General features: G+C 67.9%; 17 protein-coding genes and 2 pseudogenes. 10 read left to right on the top strand and 9 right to left on the bottom strand.

Annotated features, from left to right (window positions below):
* Positions 1–289: 289 nt before the first annotated feature.
* The 3 genes from ACFYXB_RS21520 to ACFYXB_RS21510 form a co-directional block, all read right to left on the bottom strand.
* On the bottom strand, positions 290–1,531 hold the full coding sequence (locus ACFYXB_RS21520; protein ID WP_389584666.1) for a PP2C family protein-serine/threonine phosphatase: 1,242 nt from the start codon (positions 1,529–1,531) through the stop codon (positions 290–292).
* Between the two features lie 96 nt (positions 1,532–1,627).
* Positions 1,628–2,695 carry a fatty acid desaturase family protein gene (locus ACFYXB_RS21515; protein WP_389584953.1) on the bottom strand — a complete coding sequence of 356 codons (1,068 nt, stop codon included), beginning with the start codon at positions 2,693–2,695 and terminating at the stop codon, positions 1,628–1,630.
* Between the two features lie 81 nt (positions 2,696–2,776).
* On the bottom strand, positions 2,777–3,895 hold the full coding sequence (locus ACFYXB_RS21510; protein ID WP_389584663.1) for a ferredoxin reductase: 1,119 nt from the start codon (positions 3,893–3,895) through the stop codon (positions 2,777–2,779).
* A 155-nt stretch (positions 3,896–4,050) separates the two neighbouring features.
* Between ACFYXB_RS21510 and ACFYXB_RS21505 the strand changes: the two are divergent.
* Both ACFYXB_RS21505 and ACFYXB_RS21500 read left to right on the top strand, forming a co-directional pair.
* Positions 4,051–5,314: pseudogene (locus ACFYXB_RS21505) on the top strand (LacI family DNA-binding transcriptional regulator); the annotation flags it as partial.
* Positions 5,266–6,186: an NADP-dependent oxidoreductase gene (locus tag ACFYXB_RS21500; RefSeq protein ID WP_389584660.1), complete on the top strand. Its 921-nt coding sequence runs from the start codon at positions 5,266–5,268 to the stop codon at positions 6,184–6,186. The pseudogene ACFYXB_RS21505 and the gene ACFYXB_RS21500, both read left to right, overlap by 49 nt.
* Before the next feature lie 198 nt (positions 6,187–6,384).
* Here the strand turns inward: ACFYXB_RS21500 and ACFYXB_RS21495 are convergent, their stop codons facing one another.
* From ACFYXB_RS21495 to ACFYXB_RS21475, 5 genes and pseudogenes are all read right to left on the bottom strand, one after another.
* Positions 6,385–7,248 (bottom strand): SDR family oxidoreductase, encoded by an 864-nt coding sequence (locus ACFYXB_RS21495; RefSeq protein WP_351351086.1) that lies wholly within the window; start codon positions 7,246–7,248, stop codon positions 6,385–6,387.
* A gap of 657 nt (positions 7,249–7,905) precedes the next feature.
* Positions 7,906–8,481: an FUSC family protein gene (locus tag ACFYXB_RS21490; protein ID WP_389584657.1), complete on the bottom strand. Its 576-nt coding sequence runs from the start codon at positions 8,479–8,481 to the stop codon at positions 7,906–7,908.
* Positions 8,482–8,503: 22 nt separating this feature from the next.
* Positions 8,504–8,731 (bottom strand): hypothetical protein, encoded by a 228-nt coding sequence (locus tag ACFYXB_RS21485; protein WP_389584654.1) that lies wholly within the window; start codon positions 8,729–8,731, stop codon positions 8,504–8,506.
* Between the two features lie 10 nt (positions 8,732–8,741).
* Positions 8,742–9,533, bottom strand: coding sequence for an alpha/beta fold hydrolase (locus tag ACFYXB_RS21480; protein ID WP_389584651.1), 792 nt, complete (start codon positions 9,531–9,533; stop codon positions 8,742–8,744).
* Positions 9,534–10,092: 559 nt separating this feature from the next.
* Positions 10,093–10,257, bottom strand: a pseudogene (locus ACFYXB_RS21475) (IS701 family transposase); the annotation flags it as partial.
* Positions 10,258–10,454: 197 nt separating this feature from the next.
* Here ACFYXB_RS21475 and ACFYXB_RS21470 point away from each other — a divergent pair.
* From ACFYXB_RS21470 to ACFYXB_RS21440, 7 genes are all read left to right on the top strand, one after another.
* Positions 10,455–11,150 carry a type 1 glutamine amidotransferase domain-containing protein gene (locus ACFYXB_RS21470; protein ID WP_389584648.1) on the top strand — a complete coding sequence of 232 codons (696 nt, stop codon included), beginning with the start codon at positions 10,455–10,457 and terminating at the stop codon, positions 11,148–11,150.
* Positions 11,151–11,201: 51 nt separating this feature from the next.
* Complete coding sequence (locus tag ACFYXB_RS21465) at positions 11,202–11,597, top strand: VOC family protein (protein WP_389584646.1); 396 nt, start codon at positions 11,202–11,204, stop codon at positions 11,595–11,597.
* 308 nt (positions 11,598–11,905) lie between these two features.
* Positions 11,906–13,288, top strand: coding sequence for an NADP-dependent succinic semialdehyde dehydrogenase (locus tag ACFYXB_RS21460; protein WP_389584643.1), 1,383 nt, complete (start codon positions 11,906–11,908; stop codon positions 13,286–13,288).
* 48 nt (positions 13,289–13,336) lie between these two features.
* A complete protein-coding gene (locus tag ACFYXB_RS21455) occupies positions 13,337–14,287 on the top strand; it encodes an NAD(P)-dependent oxidoreductase (protein WP_389584950.1) in 951 nt (316 codons plus the stop codon).
* A 36-nt stretch (positions 14,288–14,323) separates the two neighbouring features.
* Positions 14,324–15,121 (top strand): maleylpyruvate isomerase family mycothiol-dependent enzyme, encoded by a 798-nt coding sequence (locus tag ACFYXB_RS21450; protein WP_389584641.1) that lies wholly within the window; start codon positions 14,324–14,326, stop codon positions 15,119–15,121.
* A gap of 828 nt (positions 15,122–15,949) precedes the next feature.
* Complete coding sequence (locus ACFYXB_RS21445) at positions 15,950–17,617, top strand: alpha/beta hydrolase (protein ID WP_389584638.1); 1,668 nt, start codon at positions 15,950–15,952, stop codon at positions 17,615–17,617.
* A gap of 484 nt (positions 17,618–18,101) precedes the next feature.
* Positions 18,102–18,302, top strand: coding sequence for a dehydrogenase (locus ACFYXB_RS21440; protein WP_389584635.1), 201 nt, complete (start codon positions 18,102–18,104; stop codon positions 18,300–18,302).
* A gap of 424 nt (positions 18,303–18,726) precedes the next feature.
* Here the strand turns inward: ACFYXB_RS21440 and ACFYXB_RS21435 are convergent, their stop codons facing one another.
* Positions 18,727–19,794, bottom strand: a complete 1,068-nt coding sequence (locus tag ACFYXB_RS21435) for a PP2C family protein-serine/threonine phosphatase (RefSeq protein WP_389584632.1) — start codon at positions 19,792–19,794, stop codon at positions 18,727–18,729.
* Between the two features lie 1,268 nt (positions 19,795–21,062).
* On the opposite strand from ACFYXB_RS21435, the gene ACFYXB_RS21430 reads away from it, so the two are divergent.
* Entirely contained in the window at positions 21,063–21,959 is an 897-nt protein-coding gene (locus tag ACFYXB_RS21430) for a hypothetical protein (RefSeq protein ID WP_389584629.1), read from the top strand.
* The last annotated feature ends 612 nt before the right edge of the window (positions 21,960–22,571 follow it).

Raw genomic sequence — 22,571 nt, 5'->3', positions numbered from 1 at the left:
CCCGGGGGCTGTCTAGGGCCTGTCCGGCGGATCATGCCGCAGACGCGGGGCCTGGCACGCCCTCCCCCAGAGGGGGCACCCCCAGCGGCGTTGTGGTCGGTTGCCGACTCCCCCACGCTCGGCTTCGCTCGCGTGGGAGGACCCCCATCGCGTCGACGCCCTTCTCCGCCTTGCAGCTGCACGCTCCCCCACTCTCGACTGCGCTCGAGCGGGGGACCCCCATCGTCCCCGCTCACCTGGGCTGATTTGGCACCGTCGCTTCTCTGCAACCTGATCCGCCGGACAGGCCCTAGTCCACGGTCGCCAGATGGTCGGCGGTTCCACCGTGCCACTCGACGAGGAAGATCGTCGCGTCGTCGCTGGTGACCCCGCCTCGCGCACTCATCAGGGCATGGGAGAGGGCCCGCACCATGGCCCGTACGCCCTTCTCCTTGACCCCGACCTTCGTGACGATGTCGATCAGTTGCCCAAGGCCGAACTGCTCCCCTCCGGCCTCGCGTTCCTCGATGAGGCCGTCGGTGAAGCACAGGACCCGATCGCCGCGCCGCAGCATCTGTTCGCTGACCCGAGGCTCCTCCCCGCCGAAGCCGACCGGCAGGGTCGTCGGGCTCTCCAGCCGTCCGATGACACGTCGGTCGCGGATGAGGAGCGATGGCGGGTGGCCGGCGTTCACCCACTGCAGGTGCCCCGTCGCGATGTTGAGGCGCATCATCTGCGCGGTGACGAAGTGCTCGGGCCCGAACTGGTCGGCGATGACCCGGTCCATGAATGCGTAGATCTCGGACAGACCCACGTCGGCGCGTCGGGCGTGGCGGTAGGCGCCGATCGCCGCCGTCGCCATCACGGCAGCACCCAGACCGTGACCCATGGCGTCGATCACAGCCAAGTGCAGGATGTCGTCGTTGAGGGCGTAGTCGAAGCTGTCGCCCGCGACCTCGTAGGCGGGCTCGAGGATTCCCGCCACCTCGACCTGCGGGACGGACATCATCAGCGGGGGCAGCAGGGACCACTGGATCTCCGCGGCGACACTCATCGCGGTCCGGCGCCGGGCCTTGGTGAACTGGTCGGTGTAGCTGTTCTTCGTCACCAGTATGTCGGCGATCAGGCCGGCCAGCCTCCGCAGCAGCCGCCGGTCGTCGTCATCCACGCGGTCCATGGTGACGCCGAGCACCCCCACCTGGTCGCTGCCGTCCAGCAGCGGCAGGTACATCCGGACCCCGTCCGCCCGCGGCACCTCCACAGGGGTCGCTTCCAGGAAGGCCCTGCCGGCGTGCGACCCCGCGATCGGTTCGGCCTCATCGACCACGAGCCGTCTGCCCGGCAACGGCACGAGCATCACCTGCTCGTAGTCCTGCAGGAGCACCGATACGTCACGGCCGCCGACCCGGCCGATCTCCTCCGCGATCAGCGGCGCGATCAGCTGCGGCGGCATCTCGTGGGCACGGTCGAGCAGCACACCCAGCAGCCGTTCCCCAAATCCCTCGGACCGATCGACCGGGACGTCGTCAGGCCCCCGTACACCCTTCGCCATAACCCACATACCACCATGTTCTCGCTCGATCCTCTGCAATGAGATGCATAAGGCTTACGCACGGTCACCATGAAGCGTTTGGTCCGGTGTCGTGATCTATGAGCCTGGCAGCGCCATGCGCCAGATGCGCGCCCAGACGGAGGCGTACTGCCGTACCAGCCGCCCCGTCGTGTAGGGGACGCCGTGCTTCTCGCACAGTGCGCGCACCCGCGGGGCGATCCTGGCGTAGCGGTTGCTGGGCAGGTCGGGGAAGAGGTGGTGCTCGATCTGGTGGCTGAGGTTGCCGGTGAGGATGTGAAAGACCAGGTTGCCCTCGATGTTGGCGGAGCCGAGGGCCTGGCGCAGGTACCACTCGCCGCGGGTCTCACCCTCGATCTCGTCCGCGGTGAAGGACTCCGCGCCGTCGGGGAAGTGGCCGCAGAAGATGACGGTGTGCGCCCAGATGCTGCGGGCCGTGTTCGCGGTGAGGTTGCCGAGCAGACAGGGCAGTGCCGAGGGGCCGGCCAGCAGCGGGAACAGCACGTAGTCCTTGCCGGCCTGCCGGGCGCCCTTGCGGAGCATGTCCGTCAGGTCGCGGAGGAAGACGCGCAGCGGTTTGCGGCCGTCGAGGACGGCGTCGTGTTCCAGGTCGTACAGCGCGATGCCCCACTCGAAGACCGGGGCGATCGCGGCCGCGTAGAAGGGCTGGGCCAGGTGGGCGGGGTGCCAGGGCTGGTCCGCGCTCATACGGAGGATGGTGTAGCCGAGGTCGCGGTCGCGGCCGACGACGTTGGTCCAGGTGTGGTGAAGGTCGTTGTGGGTGTGTTTCCACGCCGCGGACGGGGTGGGAAAGTCCCATTCCCAGGTGGTGGAGTGGATGGCCGGGTCGCGCATCCAGTCCCACTGGCCGTGCAGGATGTTGTGGCCCAACTCCATGTTCTCCAGCACCTTGGCGACGGTCAGCATCGCCGTGCCGGCCAGCCAGGCCGGCGGCAGCAGGGAGACGGCGAGCGCGGCACGCCCGCCGGCCTCCAGGCCGCGCTGCACGGCGATGAGGGTGCGGATGTAGCGGACGTCCTCGGCGCCGCGTTCAGCGAGGACCTCGCGGCGGAGGGCGTCCAGCTCGCGGCCGAAGGATTCCACGTCGGCGGGGGCCTCGGGTGTGTCGGATCGGACGGCTTGCAGGGTCATGGGATTGCCTCTCGTTGTCTCAGTACGGTGGCTGTCCGGAATCAGCCCTCGCGGAGCTCTCGGATCTCGCGGGTCTCACAGGTCGAGGGCGACGGCGCCCGCGGCGGCCGACATGCAGGTCTGGACGAGTTCGCCGGGCTCGCCAAAGACCTCGCCGGTACGCAGGTCACGGACCCGTCCCGACACGAGGGGGCTCACGCAGCTGAAGCAGATGCCCATACGGCAGCCGCTCGGCATGAGGACTCCGGCGGCCTCGCCGATGTCGAGCAGCGGCGTGTCCGGACCGGCGTCCGTCTCGACGTCGCTGCGGACGAAGCGCACCCGGCCGGGCGCGCCCTCGCGGGACGGGGGAAGCAGTGCCGCCGGGCGGAAGCGTTCGAGGCGCAGCCGGTGCCCGATGCCTTCGCGCTGCCAATGCTCCTGGAAGGACTCGAGCATCGCTTCGGGGCCGCACATCCAGGTGTCCCGCTCGCGCCAGTCGGGGCACAGTGCGGCCAGTCGGCCCACCGTGAGGTGCCCGGCAGAGCGGGTGTGGTGCTCGTACAACCGGAACCACGAGAGCCCGGCGTGCAGTGCGCGCAGCTCCGCCCCGAAGACGGTGCGTTCGGCGTCCGGCGCACTGTGCACCATCACCACGTCCACGTCCGCCGTGTCGTGCCCCCCGGACCGGGCGAGGGCGCGCAGCATGCTCATCGCCGGCGTGACGCCGATGCCGGCAGTGAGCATCAGCACCTTCCTGGGTAGCTCCCCGTCCGGCAGGACAAACTCCCCTTGGACCGGGCCGAGCCGCAGCACGGTGCCAGGGCGCACGCGGCGTGCCAGGTGCGTCGAGACCCGGCTGTCAGGAAGCGCCTTCACGGTGATGGCGAACGGCTCTCCGGGCCGCCGCCCGGGGGCGGAGGAGATCGAGTACGTACGCCAGGTGAGCACCCCGTCGATCTCGGCCCCGACCGGCACGTACTGCCCCGGCCGGTGTCCGGACCAGCCGTGCCCCGGCCGGATCACCAGGGTCGTGGCCTCCGGGGTCTCCTGCTGCAGGGCCTGCACCCGCCCGGCCGGCCACCTGGCCGACAGGAGGGGGTCGAGCAGCGCCAGAAAGTCATCGGGCAGGAGCGGAGTGGTCAGCCGGCCCGCGGCCTGGCGCGCGAGCCGCCCCGCTTGATCGCGCAGGGTGGAGAGAAGAGGCAACGCCATGTTCTGGATTCCTTCGTTCGCCCCGGCCGCGGGGTTCGATCGTCGGCGGTCCAGCCCGGTGAGATCCGGACACCACAGTGAAGCGCTGCTGTCCCGTCCGGGATCAATCGTGCGCCAGTCGTACGCACTCCGCGAACCGGTCTCAGCGGTGGGCTCGTCGTGCCTTTGAGTGGCACATCCTGCCGGAGTTCGAGGACCGAGCGGTCGCCGACATTCTCAAGGCGGACATCGACGCCTGGGAGAAGAAGGAGCGTCAACGGGGCTATGCCGCGTCGAGCGTGAAGACCTGGCGCGGCACGCTCCACCTGCTGCTCGAAGACGCCGTGGACGAAGGGCTCCGGGAGTCCAACCCGGCGACGAAGCGCCGCGGGCGAGGCAAGCGTGCCGGCCGCGCTCGCCACCGTGGCCCGGAAAAGGTCATCGCCGACCCACTCGGTGCGTTGCTCATCGCAGAGCGGGCCGCCTTGCTGTCCGGCCGCGACGACGAGTTCGTAGCCTGCAGCCTCACCGCCTACACCGGCATGCGGTGGGGCGAGGTCGTCGGATCGGAGAGAGAGTTCGTGCGCTCCGACTCGCTTCGCGTCGAGTGGCAGCTATATGAGCTGGACACGGGTGAACTGCACCGATGCCCGCCCAAAGATGACTCCTACCGGACCATCGACGTCCCGGGCCGGCTGTCCGGGCTGATCGCCGACCACATCACCCGCACCGCGCCAAGGCCGTGCCAGTGCCACGGCCGGACGTACGTCTTCCGGGGCCTGGGCGCGGCCAACGGCGCCGCGCGGCAGCCTGGAGCGAAGCTCATCGACGTGGCACGCCGAGCGGCGCTGTCGACGGGCACTGTCTCGAACGTGCTGAACCACCCCGAGCGGGTCACCGAGGCGACGCGGGCCCGCGTGATGCAGGCAGTGACCTTGGGTTCGTGCGAGGCGGCGCGTCTGGTGAGTCCGCGGCGCACTGGCGTCGGACCGGGTTTGCGACCTGGCTGTTGCAACCCGCGGCGACGGGGTGGTACCCGAAGAAGGCGCCCCTGGAGGCACGCCCCGTGCCGGTGCTCGCCGAACCGTGGCCGGGGGTGCCGGCCGGGCGAAACGCCACCGGCCGGGCGGACGGCTGCTGGCTGCCATCGCCCGCGGGCTCACTCCGCACGGGCTCCGGCACTCCCACAAGACCTGGATGGAAGGAGCGGACACGCCACACATACTGATGGACGAGCGTATGGGCCACATCGGCGGCTCGGTCTCCGCCCGGTACTCCCACGTGACTCGGGACATGCGCGCCCGGCTGATGCGGGACTTGACGAACATGTGGGTGACATCACTGGACGCGAGATACCTGCACTCTTCGGAAAACCAGACAGAGGAACAATCATGCAAGCCATCACCGCCCCAGACCGCAACGCCGGCGTCAGCGGGCTGACCCTGACCGACTTGCCGTATCCCCATGCCGCCGAGAACGACGTCATCGTGCGGGTGCATGCCGCGGGATTCACCCGTGGAGAGCTCGACTGGCCCGGAACGTGGTCCGATCGCGTCGGCCACGACCGCACTCCGAGCGTGCCTGGGCACGAAGTCTCGGGTGTCGTGGCGGAGCTCGGATACGGAACCACCGGGCTCACCGTCGGCCAGCGGGTCTTCGGACTGACCGACTGGGCCCGCAACGGCTCGCTGGCCGAGTACGTCGCCGTGGAGGCCCGCAACCTCGCCCCGCTTCCCGCGGACGTCGACCACACGGTAGCGGCCGCACTGCCGATCTCCGGACTGACCGCCTGGCAGGGCCTGTTCGACCACGCACGGATCATGACCGGCCAGACCGTCCTGATCCACGGCGCCGCAGGTGGCGTCGGATCGATCGCGGTGCAACTCGCACTGGAGGCGGGAACCCGCGTCATCGGCAGCGGTCGCTCCGCCGACCGGGACACCGTCCTGGCTCTGGGCGCGCAAACGTTCCTGGACCTCGAGGCCGGCCGACTGGAGGACGCCGGCGAAGTCGACGTGGTGTTCGATGTGATCGGCGGTGACATCCTCGACCGCTCGGCCGCGCTCGTACGCGCCGGCGGCACGCTCGTCACGATCGCCCAGCCGCCCACCGTCCGGCCCAAGGACGGGCGGGCGCTCTTCTTCGTCGTGGAACCCGACCGTGCGCGCCTCAAGGACCTCGTGCAGCGGCTCCGGGACGGACGGCTCGACGTGCGGGTCGGCGCGGTGCGGCCGCTGGCCGAGGCAGTCGCCGCCTTTGTCCCTGAACGACGCATCCCCGGCAGGACGATCATCCGGGTCGCCGAGGACTGAGAGAGTGGCCGACTCACAGGTGCCGCTAGCCATGCGCCCTGCACCATGTCTGCATAGGCGCGCTCGCTGGAAGCCGACACGTGAGGTGGACCACCGAGGCTGGTGCCTCGGTAGCCGCCGTCTGCGATCACCGCCGTCCCGCTGCGATCGACTCAAGCGCATCTCAGGCCGAGCTGCTTGTGGTCCGTTGGGAAGCGGTCAGCCGGCGACGGGAGTCTCAGGCTGCATCTCGTAGGAGTGCTGGATGGCCTGATGCCGGGTCCCGAGGCCATCCGTGACCTTGCGCTCCCAGGGAGCCTGTTGGAGGCGCTTGGTCTCTTCGAGCATCGACGTGGGCTCCAGATTGCGGAAACTGTCGACCTCTCCGGCAGCGACGGACGTCAACGTCGCATAGACCGCTTCAGGATCGAACTGTGACCGGGGGAAGGCGAGCTTGGAGTAGTCAAAAAGCCGTTGAGACGGGTCGTCCTCCCAGCTCTCCCAGGTCTGGAACATCCGATCGTTGAAGCCGGTCAGAAATGGCCCCGGGTTGACCGTGGCGACTTCGATGTTGTGCTCCTGCAGCTCGTAGGCCATGGTTTCGGCGATCGCCTCGACCGCATGCTTGGAAGCGGAGTAGATGCCGGTGAAGGGGTTGACGTTCAGTCCCTCTCGGGATGAGACCCAGACGATTCTTCCGGCGCCGCGCTTGACCATCTGCTTGGCGATCCCCTGAGTGAGGAGCAGCGGTCCGGTGACGTTGACCTCGAACTGGTGCCGGATGTTCGGTGCGGGAATGTCGACTGTTGAGCCCCCTTCGCCGACTCCTGCGTTGTTCACGAGGATCTCCACACCCCAGTTGAGAGCTTTGCGACGATCACCGTCGTTGGTCACATCGAGCTTTTCGACCTGCAGGCTTACCCCTCGCTCGGCCGCCTGGCGCTTCAGCGTCTGGACCTGGCCGTAGATCTCCACCGCGGCGATCACGGCGAAACCCTTTTCCGCCAAGCGCATGGCGGCTTCATGCCCGAAGCCGGTACCCGCTCCTGTGATGAGGACCTTCTTGAGCGCTGAATTCGCCATGTTGATGCGCTTCCTTTCGTATTGCTGGTTCCAACGGCCATCGAGGCCCTGGCCGCCGAGTGAGCTCGACGTGGAGCGGACTGAGGCATGCTGGCACGCTGTCCGTCATATGTGAGCACACCTTCTCTCAAAGGCCGCAGGCTGGGCCGCTGAACTCGAAGATGCTGAGACCTCGACCGACCCTCGATGGTGAATGCCCGTGATCGTTGGCCCAATGCCATCAGTCATGGTCTAATTCCGATCGCTTTCTGTGAAGCCCAGCATTTAGCCTGGATACTCACGGCGTCGTCCGTTCCAGAGTCAATCTTGGAGCTTCATTCTGCACCTCTGTTGCGTCCAATCGTGCAGTCCCCGACGGCGTCGCTGCAGGCAGTGCGCTCCAAAAGGCGCTCCAGGGTCGAGCGTGAGACCGTGTTTGAGATCTGCCGTGCCCTGTGGCTGTAGCAGTCGTTGAGCCGGCGGTGAGCAGCGCTGGCGGGTATCCGTCGGATCTGACCGATGCGTAGTGGGCGCTGGTGGAGCCGCTGCTTCCGCCGCCGCGGACGGGGCCGAAGGGCGGGCGGCGGGAGAAGCATCCGCGACGGAGTTGCGGGTCAGGAGCACTTCCCACGCTATTGATCAGCGCTCGGACAGCCCACCTCGTGAAAGCGCGAGGGGTCAGTCGGCCTGGCTCGTGACTGATCGATCCGGTTGAGAGATGCGGCCCCTGCCTGTCCACTTGACGATCTGATTCACGATGACCAGCGTGACAATTCCTGCGACTACGCCGATGGAGGTGTCCGCCAAACGTAGCAGCGGCTGTTTCCAGGCCCCCTGCGGGCTCAGTCCTGCGACGACCATGACGACAGTGGTGGTGATGGCTGCGGTCGCTTCGTCGCCGGGCCGTCCGACTAGCCCGGGCACCAGGACGCTCAAGCCCACGAGCAGGGCGAGGCCCCAGACTTGGAAGGGCAAGAACGCGAGGTAGACCAAGCACAGTACGAAGCTGATGAGCGTCGCCGACATGCGGGCGATCGCCGCTGTTACGCTCCTACTTTTGGATTCTCGGACCACGAAAATCGCAGAAATCGCAGCCCACATGCCGCCGAGTTGGCCATCCTCGTATGGCTGATGAGCGCTCGACCAAATTCTGGTGGCCGCCCAGTAGCTCAGCAGACTGGCCAGGCCGACCTCGATCGAGTACGTCAGCAGCTTCTCGTTCCCCGCCTTTAGCGAACCCGCCCTCACCGCCATTCTCCGACCGCCGTTTCCTCTTTTAGCCTGTCTCGTCGATGATCAGGACACCGCCAGGCTCGCCGAGCCGCTGAGCTACATATTCCTGCAGGTTGTCCCGGATCTCGTCCGCATCCCACCGGGCCCGGTGCAGCAGGTCCTGCAAGCCGGCCGGGACGTCGTGGCCGACATACTCCGCGAGCTGCCGGCCGTTGTTCCAGCCGACAGGACCCACGGCGTAGAACCGCAGCCCGCGGCTGTGGCAGGTCATGCCCGTTCGCCTACTGCTGACCGGAGTCGCGGGCCGCGCTCACGATGAGATCCGTGACCGCCTGGGGATGGGAGACGAGGGACACGTGCGAGGAGTTGATCTCCACCGTCTTGCGCGCGTGTGCGCGCTTGGCCTCGTACCGCTCGAGCCTCGGGTCTATGGCCCGGTCCTGCCTGCCGACGAGCACGTAGACCGGCTTGTCCCGCCAGGCCGCTGCGGTGAGCTTGTCGGTGAACGCGGACTGCGCGATCGGGCGCTGCGTCGACGCCATGACGGACGCCTGCTGCTGCGGGAGGTCCTGGGCGAAGGTCGCGTGGAGCTTGGCCGGCTGGATGTACACGTCCGTGCCGGTGGTGCCGTCGCCGTTGCGGAACGGCACTTGCCTGAACGCCTTGGTGAGCGGGGCGGCCGGGAACTTGCCGGAGAGGCTGGCGAACGACTCACCCTTGTCCGGCATGATTGCGTTGACGTACACCAGTGCCTTGACGTTGTCGAGCCCGGCGGCCGCCTGCGAGATCACCTCGCCGCCGTAGGAGTGTCCGACGAGGACGATCGGCCCCTTGATGGTCTTCAGGAGGCTGTTCAGGTACGTCGAGTCCTGGGGTATGCCGCGCAGCGTGTTGGGCGGGGCGATGACCTGGTAGCCGTCCCCCTGCAGGCGCTGCACCACTCCGTTCCAGCTGGACCCGTCGGCGAATGCTCCGTGTACGAGCACCACGGTCGGCTTCTGGCCCCCCGGGGCCCTGCCGACGTCGTCTGCGGCGTGAGCCGGCACCACGGTCAGGGCGGAGAGCACCGCCATTCCGAGGGCCAGTCTGCCCTCGCCTGATTTCAAGGTCCCAGAGGGGGTCATATGCTTCCACTTCCTCGACGTACAAGGTGAACTCGGCCTTTTCGGCAACTGAGAACAGCAAGGATCGTGCGGAAGGCGTCGGCCATGGCCGCCGCGATTGCCGTAGCCGGTCGGCTACGCGAACCCGGGCGGCAGCCTCCGGCACAGAAAGCGGAGAGCCGACATTAGACGCCAGATCAGCTTAGCCCTGAATCGACGGCGGTCAAGCCGAGAGGTCACCCAGAGATCGGTGAATGACACCCGTTCACATATCGAATTACTCGTTGACCCGTCTCACATAATCTCAGGAACGTGTCCTACGTGGCGAGGCGGACGAGTCGCATGTAGCAGCAGCTGGCGGCTGCCATGCCGAGAAAGACACCTCAGGCGCTCAGCGTGTCAAGCCGCGGCCGTGAGTTCGGCTGGGAAAGCGACCCAGGACTCCGTTAGGTCTGTCTTGATCTCGGTGCGCTGGGTGTCCTGCTGGGCAGGGGCTGTTGACAGGTGGTGCAGATGCCGGTCCAGCACCTCAAGGTGTTCTGGAGGGCATCGAGGACTGGGCGGATGGTGAGGTCGGCCCGGGGGCTTTTGGGGTCAGGCGTTGTTCGACGAGGAAGGCGTGGGCGGCGGTCACGAGGGTGATGTGGTGGTGCCGGCCGGGCCAGGATCGGCCTTCGAAGTGGTCCAGGCCCAGGCAGCAGCCCGGCAACGGTCGTCGCGCAGTTTCTATATGGTGACACCGAAATTCTATTTGACGTTTCACGATGCCGACATATGTACGCCCCGTTCGGCCACAAGTTGCAGCCTCCAAGAGGCCTGCTCACACTTGTCGCATACGTTTGAACGGTCCCTACATCGTTTCTAGGGCGACGTCTTCCACAGGAGCGTCCTATGGCCAAGATCCTGTGCGTGCTGACCGGCGCGAGCTACTGGACCCTGAAGGACGGGCACCGACACCCCACCGGCTACTGGGCCGAGGAGTTCGTGGCGCCTTACCGCGTGTTCACCGACGCCGGACACGAGGTCACCGTGGCAACTCCGCGTGGAGTCGTCCCCGTGGTGGACACGATGAGCCTGGAGCCCCGCATGGCGGGCGGCGAGGAGAACGCCCTTCGGGAGGAGGCCGTCATCGAGTCGGCGGATGAACTGCGGCATCCCATTTCCCTCAAGGAGGTGCGCCTCGAGGACTATGACGCGGTCTACTACCCCGGAGGTCACGGCCCGATGGAAGACCTCTCGGTCGACCCCGACTCCGGGACACTGCTGCGAAAGGCACTCGCTTCCGGCAATCCACTCGGCATCGTCTGCCACGCCCCGGCCGCTCTCCTCGCGACCCGTGACGCTAACGGCAACACGCCCTTCGCGAACTACCGTTTGACGGGTTTCTGCAACGAAGAGGAGGCCGGCGTCGGTTTCGCCGACAAAGCCAAGTGGCTGCTGGAGGACGAGCTGAAGAGGCTGCCCACCCAGTATTCGCGAGGTCCTGCCTGGGAGCCCTACACGGTCGTGGACCGCAGCCTCTTCACAGGACAGAACCCCGCTTCCTCCGGCCCTCTCGCCAAAGAGCTCGTCAAGGTTCTGTCCTGACCGGGGGCGAAGCCAAGGGGGATATCAATTATCCTCCACCGGATGCCAGTCATGAGTCAGGTCGTCGCCGGCTCCAGGATCACCGGAGTCCACCACATTTCCCTCACTGTATCCAACCTGCAGGACAGTCTGGATTGGTACCAGCGACTGTTCAGCGCCGAGCGCGTGGACTACAAGTTCGCACATCTCTACCGCGAATCCACGGGGTACGGAGTCCTGTTGATCACACCCGGCTCCGGTGTCGTGATCGGGTTGCACGAGAACACGGGCAACCAGCACGAGGGATTTCTCGAATCCCGGACAGGACTGGATCACGTATCGTTCAAAGTCGGCTCGCGTGCCGACCTCGAATCCTGGATGTCCTGGCTCGACGAGCTGGGAATCGCACACACACCCATCAGGGACGAGACGGAACCGTTCGCCTACTCGGACTGTCGTGTTCCGTGATCCTGACAACCTTCAACTCGAGTTTCTCGCCACCCCCTGATGTCTGGATCGCTAGAGCTGCACCAGCACGCCGACGTCCAGGATTCGCGCAGGTGCAGGGGGCAAGTACTCCTCCAGCGACCACGCAAGCAACTCCCGCTCTATATCCCGTGGCCGCTTGGCGGGTCGCTCGCTGTTGGACCGCGGGGTGTTGGACTGCCGGTGGAACGTATGGCTGCAAAAGATGGGGCCTGACGCTGTGCGGGGCGGGCGAGAGTGGGGCAAACGGGTGAATTGCCGGTCTTGTCGAGTGGTCATACGGTTGATTCATGGCTATCGCAACGACGAGTCCTGTGACAGGTGAGGTCCTCGAGAGGTTCGACGAACTGACTCCCGAGGAACTGGAGGACAAGCTTGCCCGGGCCGCGGCCGCGGCCGCCTCGTACCGGTTGACGAGCATCGAGGAGCGGGCGGGATGGCTGCAGCATGCGGCCGAGCGTCTGGAGAAGGAGATCGAGAGCGTCAGCCGGATGATCACCACGGAGATGGGCAAGACCTTCCGTGCGGCGGAGGATGAAGTGGTCAAGTGCGTACACGGGCTGCGTTTCTACGCCGCCGAGGGCCCCGCGTTCCTGCGGGACCTGGACCGTGACGCCGGGCGCGTGCGCGCGAAGCAGACGTTCGTGACGTACCAGCCGATCGGTGTGGTGCTCGCGGTGATGCCGTGGAACCTGCCCTTGTGGCAGGCCATGCGGTTCGCCGCGCCTGCCCTGATGGCGGGGAACGTGGGCCTGCTCAAGCACGCCTCGAACGTGCCGCAGTGCGCCTTGTACCTGGAAGAGCTCTTCCGTGACGCGGGCTTCCCGGACGACGTGTTCCAGACTCTGCTGATCTCCGCGGGGAGGGTGGAGCAGGTGCTGCGCGACCCGCGGGTGGCGGCCGCGACGCTGACCGGCAGCGAACCGGCGGGACGGTCGGTGGCCACCATCGCCGGCGACGAGATCAAGAAGGTGGTCCTCGAACTCGGCGGCTCCGACCCGTTCATCGTCATGCCCTCCACGAACCTGGAGCGGGCCACCGATGTCGCGGTCAAGGCGCGGTGCCTGAACAACGGGCAGTCCTGCATCAACGGCAAGCGGTTCTTCGTCCACCAGGACATCAGTGACGCGTTCATCGAGATGTTCGTGGCGAAGATGGGCGCGCTGGTGGTGGGCGACCCGATGGACGAGGGCACCGACGTCGGGCCGCTGGCCACCGAGTCCGGCCGGCAAGATGTGGAATCCTACGTCGACGACGCCGTCGGCAAGGGCGCGACGGTGCTGCTGGGCGGCCAACGCCCGGACGGCCCCGGCTGGTTCTACCCGCCCACCGTGCTGACCGGCGTCACGCCGGAGATGCGGATGTACCACGAAGAGGTCTTCGGCCCCGTGGCGCAGGTGTGGACGGTCCCCTCCCTGGAGGAGGCCCTGCGGGAGGCCAACGGGCACCCCTACGGCCTCGGGTCGAACCTGTGGAGCGAGGACGAGGCCGAACGCGAACTGTTCATCCGCGACGTTCAATCGGGCATGGCCTTCATCAACGGCAACACGACCAGCTACCCCGAAATCCCCTTCGGAGGCGTCAAACGCAGCGGCTACGGACGCGAGCTGTCCGACCTCGGCATGCGGGAGTTCATGAACGCCAAGACCGTCTGGATCGGCCAGGACGCCTGAACCCCCGGTACCGGGTGGCAGTCGACACCACAGGCATGCGCTCGCCGGCTGTCGCGGCGCGCGGCCCGCCGAGCGTATGGAGGCGCGACGATGAGCGGAGCGAACCGGACGCCGTCGTCCGGGCGGAGAAGGCCCGTGGTCGCGGTGCTCGGCACGGGCACCATGGGGAAGGCCATGGCACGCAATATTGCGGCGGCGGGACTGGGACTGCGCGCGTGGAACCGCAACCGCGCCGCCGCCGAACCGCTTGCCGACGTCGGCGCCGCGGTGTGCGACACGCCGGCCGAGGCCTGCCGCGGCGCCGACGTCGTACTGACCGCGCTCGCGAACGAGAAGGTGGTCGCCGACGTGATGGACCAGGCCCGCGACGGCCTGGACGGCCACACGGTGTGGGCGCAGACATGCACGGTCTCCCCGGACGGCGGTCGCCGCCTCGCGGAACAGGCGACCCGCCTGAACGTCGCGTACGTCGAGGCCCCCGTCCTCGGCACCAAGGAACCGGCCGTGGCCGGCACCCTGACCATCCTGGCCGCCTCCCCCCAGAAGGAAGCACGGGAAGAGGTGCAACCGGTCCTGGAGGCGGTGGGCACGCGCATCGTGTGGCTCGACGAGGTCGGCCAACCGAGCAGCCTCAAACTCGCCTACAACGCCTGGGTCCTGACCACCGTAGAGGGCATCGCGGAGTCCCTCACCCTCGCCGGCGCCCTCGGGGTGGACCCCCGCCTGGTCCTCGACGTCATCGACGGCAGCGGCCTCGACAGCCAGTACGTCCAGAGCAAGGGCCCGAAGATGATCGACGACGACCTCGACACCCCCTCCTTCCCCCTCGAAGCCGCGGCCAAGGACGCCGGTCTGATCACCGACACCGCCCGCGCCGCCGGCCTGCACCTGGGCATCGCGGAAGTCGTACGTGAACGCCTCGACCGCGCGGCCGACGACGGACTCGGCCGCGCGGACGTCGCCGCGACCTACCGCATGTCCCGCCAGGCCGCATCCTGACCGAGCCGTCCCTTCGAGAGAGGCGAGGGAGGAACGATGACCGGTGTCGGCCTCGCCGCCGCGCGTTCGAGCACGGCGCAACTAGCCGAGGTCATCCCCCAGGTGGACGACGAGCAATGGGAGCTGCCGTCCGCGTGCGTCGGCTGGCGCGTCATCGACGTGGTGGCCCACCTCGCGGCCCTCGCCTCCGAGGCGGTGGACCCCCCGCCACCCGACCCCTCACTGCCGAAGAACCGCGAGCGCTACCACGACCTCCGCGTCGACGAACGCCGTGGCTGGAGCCATGCCAAAGTCCTCGACGAGTGGCGGCACAGTACCCCCCGGCAACTGGACCTCCTGGCAGCGGCCCAGGAACCGCCCGGGGCCGACGAGCTCGTCGAGGTGCCCGGGCTCGGGACGTATCCGCGCCACCTCCTGGCGAACACCATGGCGTTCAACGTCTTCTGCCACCTGCGCAACGACATGCTCGCCCCGGACGGCCCGCTCCCGTTCACTCTGCCGGAGCCGACCGACGGCCAGGTCGCCCCCGCCGTCGACTTCATGCTCACCGGCCTCCCCCAGATGCAGGGTCCCGAACTCACCGCCACCGTCAGCCGGCCGCTCGTCCTCGACCTGACCGGGCCGGGCGCCACCACCGTCACCATCCTTCCCGCGACCGGGCCGGACGGGCATCTGACCGTGGCACCCGGTGCGGACGCCACCACCCGGGTCCACAGCACGGCACTCGACTTCATCGCGTGGGCCACCACCCGCAAACCCTGGCGCGACCACTGCCGCATCACGGGGGACCCATCCGCCGCGACACCGTTCCTCGACTGCCTCAACATCATTTAGCAGAAGACTGCGTTATGGCCGAGGACGGCTAGGTGCCCTGCGCTCCGCAGGCTGACACCGCGCCAGTCCGGCGGCCCGGCCGATGTTCACGGCCGCGTTGTCCTGGATGGGAGGGTGCCGACGGCTGCACCGGCGGTACGAACGTAAGGCCGAGCACTTGAACCGCCAGATCAGACCGTTATAAGGGCTGTGCGAGGAGCCACGGCCGAGGGGGGTATCTGGGGTGTCTTGTTTGGATCAAGCCGTCGACGTGAAAGTCGGACCTCGTTGCCGCGTGCCGGCCCCCCAGCATTGCTTTGGGACGAAGAGCGGTCGTGCCACATCCGTGCCAGATCGGGCGGGGACTCACGGGGAATCGGGGTGGGCAGGGGTGCGTGCCGTCCGACTCGGTGCAAGGTAGGGAACCGCTGGTCACGCCAGTGATGGCCCAACCTCGCTCCTAAAGCGGGTGTCGCAGGTGGCGTCATCAGTCGGTCCCCGCCGCGCGGATGCCGGCCTCCAGCGCCGCCATCAAGTCCACCGCCGATGCCGTGCTTTGCGGTCGCGGCGAAGAGCTGCACAGGGATCGTGAGCAGGTTTGCGTCTCGGCGGGCGGCGTTTCTTATCCGAACCGCCACGTGGCCAGAACGCGCCTTCGTCACCCGTTCGGCCTTCAGCATCCGCCTCATCGAACACAGAGAGCAATAATGGAATTACGGAGCGCGTTCATCTCGTTCCGAGAGGGGGCCGGGGTCGTACTCGACGGGGCGCCCGGGATGGGGGCCGTGATCACCCGGCCCCGTCGTCCGACGTCCTGGATTCCATCGGCGCAAACAGGAGGACGTGGCGATGAACCCTGTCCGGCACTCCGGCCGCATACCGGCACGCGCGCTGCGCGGGACCGTCGCGGTGCTGAGCACGTGCGGTTTGCTGCTCACCGCCTGTACGACCATCGGTCCGGAGCAGGCAAGCGCGCGACTGAGCCCGGCACAGGCCCCGCAGGGGGCGGCCGACGCTGCCTCCACGTCCCCGGTGCCGCCGGGGCTGCAGCGCTACTACGGGCAGGAACTGCACTGGAAGACCTGCCCCGATACGCCCGCATTCCAGTGCACGACCGTGAAAGCACCCCTGGACTACGCCCACCCGGACGCGGGCGACATCAACCTCGAAGCCGCCCGCAAGAAGGCCACCAGGACCGGCGCCACGAGGATCGGATCGCTCCTGTTCAACCCCGGCGGCCCCGGTGAATCGGCCATCGATTACCTCACCGCCGCCCCCGATAAGTTCGCCTCCGTGAACGCGGCCTTCGAGCGCCTGAACGCGACCTACGACCTGGTTGCCCTCGACCCCCGCGGTGTCGGCCACAGCACCCCGGTCGACTGCGGCACCGATACGTCCACGGCCGCCACGGACTCGGGCGCGAGTACCCCGTCGACGGACCAGAAAATCCAGGAGAGTGCCGCGGCGTGGGCGGAGGTCGCCGCCGCATGCGCCCGGCACGCCGGTCGGCTGTTGCCCCATGTCGGCACCCTGGACGCGGCTCGGGACATGGATCTGATGCGCGCGCTCCTCGGTGACGAACAGCTGCACTACATCGGCTGGTCCTACGGCACCTACCTCGGGGCGACCTACGCCGAACTGTTTCCCTCCCGCGTGGGCCGCATGGTGCTCGACGGAGCCGTCGACCCCTCGCTCAATGCCGGCAGCCACTACCTGAGCCAGGCGCGGGGCCATCAGGTCGCCTGGGAGGCGTTCGCGACCGACTGCGCCGCCCGTAGCGACTGCCCGGTGGGGCACTCCGTCAAGGAGGCCGGCCGCACCCTCGACTCCCTGGTCGCCCGGCTGGATCGCACCCCCCTGCGGCAAGGCAAGGACATCACCATCGACGGGCAAACGGTGCTCATCACGACCATTTTCCTGCTCAGGGCTCCCAACTGGCCGACGCTCCGCCAAGTGCTCCGGGAGGCGCTGGCCGGTGACACCACCACGCTGCAGGAATCCTACGGCGGTCAACTTTCCGACAGCCTAGGCGTCCAGTCACAGACAGCGGTCAGCTGCCTGAGCTCCACCCTCGGTCCCCGCTACACCGCCGCACAGGCAAAGGCGCATCTCGCCGAACTCAAACAGGTTGCGCCGCAGTTCGGGAAATTCTGGGTCCAGTTTCTCACGTGGTGCACCTCCTGGCCCGTCCCGGCCAACCAGACCGCGCATCCCATCACCGCGCCCGGCGCGGCACCCATCCTGGTCGTGGGCACCACGCGCGACCCCGCTACCCCGTACAACCAGGCACAAGCACTCGCCCGCCAACTCCAGTCCGGCCGGCTGCTCACCTGGGACGGTGACGGGCACGGCGCCTACATACAAGGGAGCACCTGCATCCAAAACGCCGTCGACCACTACCTGCTCGACGGGCGCCTCCGAGCTGCCGGCACGATCTGCACCGACGCACCCGACACCGCGAACGAACCTGTGGGCACGGCGCCCGAAGCCCTCACACCCGCCGAAATGCACCGATGACGATGCACAGGAGATAGCGAAACTGCATACGCCCCCGACAGCGGGCAACACGGGAGGCAGGCGGTAGGGCCCACCGCATCCCTACGCCCGGCGGTGGGGCCTCCCCAGGCGCTGCCGCGCTCCGGGAAGCGCCAGCCATGAAGTGGGCCCGGCGCGCAGTCCGGGCCGACTGCGGGCCGTCCCAGGTCAGCCGAGACCGACCAGCAATGACAGAAGCCCACGGCACCTGAGCCGGTCAGAGCCGTGGGCTTCTGGGGTCCTGCTGGTCGGCCGCAAGGCTGATCAGCAGACCGGCCACTGAGGACCGTCCGCAGACCCCGACAGGCATCGTGCCGAAGACGTGCCGAAGGCGACATGCGAGGCTCCGCCGGGCCGCACGACTGCCCAGGTCAGCGACCCACTGCGGGCGAACAAGCTGTGCGCCTTCTAAGCGCCGGGTCGCATCCAGGGGGGACGAAGCGGGTGCCCCGTTAGGGTGCTCCACATGACCAGCGACGCCCCGGCCTGCCCCGAGTGCGGCCAGCCGATGAAGTCCGGCGGCTTCGTTCTCTCCGAGCGGGAGGACGATGGCCGGCGGACCTGCCGGTCGTTGTGGAAGTGCGTCGATCGGCACGTCTGGTGGGGCTGGGCCGACCGGCCGGATGAGCCATTGGAGGTCTGCCCGGTGCCGGGGCTGTTCCGCTGACATCCAACGTTGACATCAACGACCACGGACAGCGGCAACAACCGGCAGCCACGTGCGGCCCCCGTGGACGCGGTGGACCGCGACCACGCCGGGGCGAGATCGAACTCCTAAAGCGGCGGTCGGCGGCAGCCCCGCGGCGTATCTGTGGGATGGCCGGGCAGCCCACAGCGGGCGAAGCCCTCTCAGCTGGGCAAACCTGGTGAACCGCGTCGGCCTCCGGAGCCGTGCCACTCTCGTGCCAGAACGGACGGGGACTCACGGGGACTCAGGGTGCGCAGGGGTGCACGCCGCCCACTCCATCCAAGGCGGGGAATCCACAGGTCAGGCGCGTGACCGCCAACCTCGCTCCTAAAGCGGTTGTCCACTGTGGAGTTGGGCATCAATGATCCGCCGCACATCAGCGAATTCCACGCCGATCTGTGGTTCACGCCCCTGACCAGGGTCGGTGCAGATGCAGCGGCATGCGCATGACCGTTATGGCTGCGGCATCGTCGGCGAGCTGGCCCCCGACGTGGGCGAGGAGGTCGGTGCGCAGATGCTGGAGCACGTCGTCGGGCGTGCAGTCACTCCACGCGGCGAGACGTTCGGCCAGCAGGTAGAAGACACCGGACTCGTCACGGGCCTCGACAACGCCGTCGGTGTACAGCAGCAGCATGTCGCCCTCCTCGAAGGCGAACTTGTCGAGGACGTATTGGCGGCCGTTGAACTCGCCGAGTCCGAGCGGCGGCGCTGGCTGGCTGCAGTTGAGCGGCACTACGGTGCCGCGATGCAGCATCAGCGGTGGGGGGTGCCCGCAGTTGATCACTTGGACGCAGCCGCCGTGGTCGGGGAAGTCGAGGAGCGCCGCCGTGATGAAGCGCTCATCGTCGTTGTCCCCGCTGCCTTGCGAATCCCATCTGACGCTGCCGTCCAGGTGTGCCGTGAGCGCGGGCAAGGTCGCCTGGCGGTAGGCGAACCCGTAGAAGGACCCGAGCAGCATCGCGGCGTCCCCGACCGCGGCCAGCCCTTTGCCCCGGACGTCGCCGATAAGCAGCCGGGTGCAGGTATCGGTGCGCGCCGCTGCGTACAGGTCGCCACCGATGTGCGCCTCGGCTTCGGCGGCGAGGTAGACCGACGCGACCGTCAACGGCCCGATCCGATCCGGCAGCGGCCGCAGCAGCACCCTCTGCGCGGTCTCGGACACGGAGCGCACCTGGCTCAGCAGCCGCCTGTGCCGGTCGCGCACAACCGTGAAGACGACCAGCACGATCATGGCGACGGCCAGCGAGGCGATCTCCCCGTTCCGGATCTCCGTCCCCAACGCGTGCTGCAGTGAGAGCACCGTGAGCCGGGCGCCCACGGCAACGGCACTGACCAGCGCGGTGAGCCTGGGGCCGGCGAACGCGGCGGTGACGGCGGGCGCCGCCATCAGCAGCGGTCCGAGTTCGATGTACGACGGGATCAGTGCGTCCGCGAGGGCGATCACCGCGATCCACGCGAACGGCAATGCCACCAGGGCACGCCTCCGCCGCCCCCGCACCCCCTCGAAGACTCCAGTCGCCCTCACGGCCGTCACACAACCCTCACCACTGTGGCATACGCCGCCGAGTCAGCCCGGTGCCGCCGACGACGAACCGCGGCCGGCGACGGCTCGCCGGACAGAGGTGTCCCGGCGCCATGCCGACCCGGCGCAGCACCTGGGGGACGCGAAACCGCATTGAACTGAGCTGTTTTTTACGCTATGGCGACCGGGTAAGGAACCGGGTAAGGAAAGGAGCCATGCCTGCCCCGTGAGCCACGCTAGTCAGCTCTGAGTCCACCGCCCGGCAGGCCCGCTCCGTCGCCGCGAACGCCTCCGCAGCCGCCTCATCAAGCCGGTTAGCGGCCCGGACCCCACCACCCGGCCCCGCCCGTTCGCAAGGCGCACGAAGTAAAGGCGCACGAAGTAGTTGGGAGCGTGCCGACGCCTGCAGTTGCCGTCGTGCCAGTGCAGCCAGAACGGCTGCGAGGCCATCCGCCACCCCTGACCACCAGCACTCCGTGCCGATCAAACTTCGATGGTACGAACCTACTGATCATCAACCTTCGAGGGCAAAGATCAACCTTCGACGGCACCGGACAACTGAGCGCTCCAGTCGGCGCACCCAGTCCTGTAGTCGGCCAGACGTGACGCGTGGCGTTACCTGCTTGTCCCGCTGATCCGGTGGGCACGACGTGGTGGGTCGGTAGATGAGCCGTAGCGGCTCCGCAGGGTTTCAAGACTTCGTGGGCCATGTGTGGGCCAGGATGCCCTTGGACGCTACGACCAGACGCATCCTTGCTGGTCAAGACCGGAATAGGTGGCCGTAGCGACCCGGTCTTGAAAACCGTCGTGGCAGCGATGTCACCGTGGGTTCAAATCCCACCGCTTCCGCCCACTGAGCAGTGAGAACGGCCCCTGACCAGGCGAAACGGTCAGCCGTTGTGCTGGGCGGTGCCCGCCTACACCCGTGGTTCCCCGCTCGAACGGGCACGGGAGGGGCACGCTCCCCATCTCTTCACCCGGCGAGCACGCCGACTTGCCCCTCGCTCCTCGCCGCATGTCGCTGGATCGGGCGGGTCGGGGAGGCAGGATCGACCAACAAGGCGCACCATGCGCGACCATAGGGGGCAAATCGGGACTAATCCGTGATGTCACTCGGCTTGTCGGGCACTTCTCGCTCCACGCCCAAGCCTGCGGCGCCGCATGACCCTTTCCGGGGGCCGGACGCCCGCAGCGGGTACGACTTCAAAAGGAGTGACATGCTCACGCGTAAGACCCCTTCTCGGGCCGCCCAGGTGCTCGGCATGGGCATCGCCGCCACGCTGGCCCCCGTCGCGCTGGCTTCCTCTGCCTCGGCCGCGACGCTGCCCGTGGCATGCAGCGAAACCGCCCTGCAGACCGCCATCAACACCGCCAACAGCACCCCCTCGAGCGACACCCTCAACTTGGCGCCCGGCTGCACCTACCAGTTGACCACTGAGCTACCCGCCATCACCTCACCGATCGTGATCAACGGCAGCGGCAGCACCATCACCCGAGTGTCGGGAACGTTCCGCCTCCTCACCGTCAGCGGCGGCAACCTGACCCTGCGAACGGCCATCCTCACCAACGGTGACGCCACGGGCAGCTCGGTCCAGAACGGTGCCGGCGGCGCCATCGTCGTCACGGGCAATGGCACCCTGAACGTCACCAGCTCTGTGATCCGCCACAACCACGCCAACTTCGGCGGCGGCATCAGCGTGTTCAGCGGCTCCCAGGCACGGGTGGGCGCGTCCGTCTTCACGGGCAACACCGCCGCCAACAACGGCGGCGGCATCGTCAGCGACGGCACGCTGACCGTCAACTCCAGCCAGTTCAGCAGGAACACGGCCAACATTGCAGGCGGCGCCGTCGCCAACATCGGAACGCTGACACTCAACTCCTCCAACATCACCAACAACACCGCGCTGAGCGTCGGTGGCGGCCTTGCCAACGGCGTACCCAACGCCCCCGGCGGAACCTCCACCGTGACCACCAGCAACATCAGCAACAACACCGCCGGGAACGCCGGCGGCATCTACAACAACGGCGGCACCGTGACCCTGCGCCTCAGCTTGGTCGCGCGCAATAGCCCGAACAACTGCGCGGGCAATCCGGTGCCCGGCTGCGTCGGCTGATCCTCGGCATCTACCGCAGCACCAGACTCACAGGCTCACAAGCCACTGCAGACCAACGAGCCCCCTCCAGGCCAGGAAGGGGGCTCAAGGGTCACACCGGCTTGCACAGGCCTGGAACGGGGCTCCCCGCTGGATCTGGCACTGAACTCTGCTCAAGCCTCAACTACTTCTTCGCCCCCCACCTTCCCCAGCTTCCATCCCGTACGCCGTCGACCCACACACCGTGGAGCGGGCGTGGTTCATGGCGTCCAGGTGGAGCGCGCCACTGTACGAACGACTGGACGCCATGGGCCGCGTCTGCTCGGCTCTGCCTGGGTCGACGGTGTACGGGATGGAAGCACCCTGCGCACGCCCCTACGGACCCGCGGCCGCGAACGGCGCCCCCTCCATCCCGGTGCCGGCCGATCCCCCGCCGGAGGCACTGCTCTGACCGTGGCCGCTCTATGCGGTGATCGGCTCATGGCCTCCGGCCCTATCCACATGTGGGCGCGCGTCGGCGCAGCCCGCGCGGAGCGGGCCGGAGGCAGGAGCGGCGCGCGGAGCGGAGCCGGGAAGCGCGCCCGGCGGAGCGGAGCGCAGCCGGGGCTTGACCCCGTAGAGAAGGTTGTAACT

The sequence above is a fragment of the Streptomyces sp. NPDC002619 genome, assembly GCF_042889305.1.
In the GTDB taxonomy this organism is placed as follows: domain Bacteria; phylum Actinomycetota; class Actinomycetes; order Streptomycetales; family Streptomycetaceae; genus Streptomyces.
Note: the sequence above shows the minus strand (reverse complement) of the source record. Positions and strands in the feature narration are given on the sequence as shown.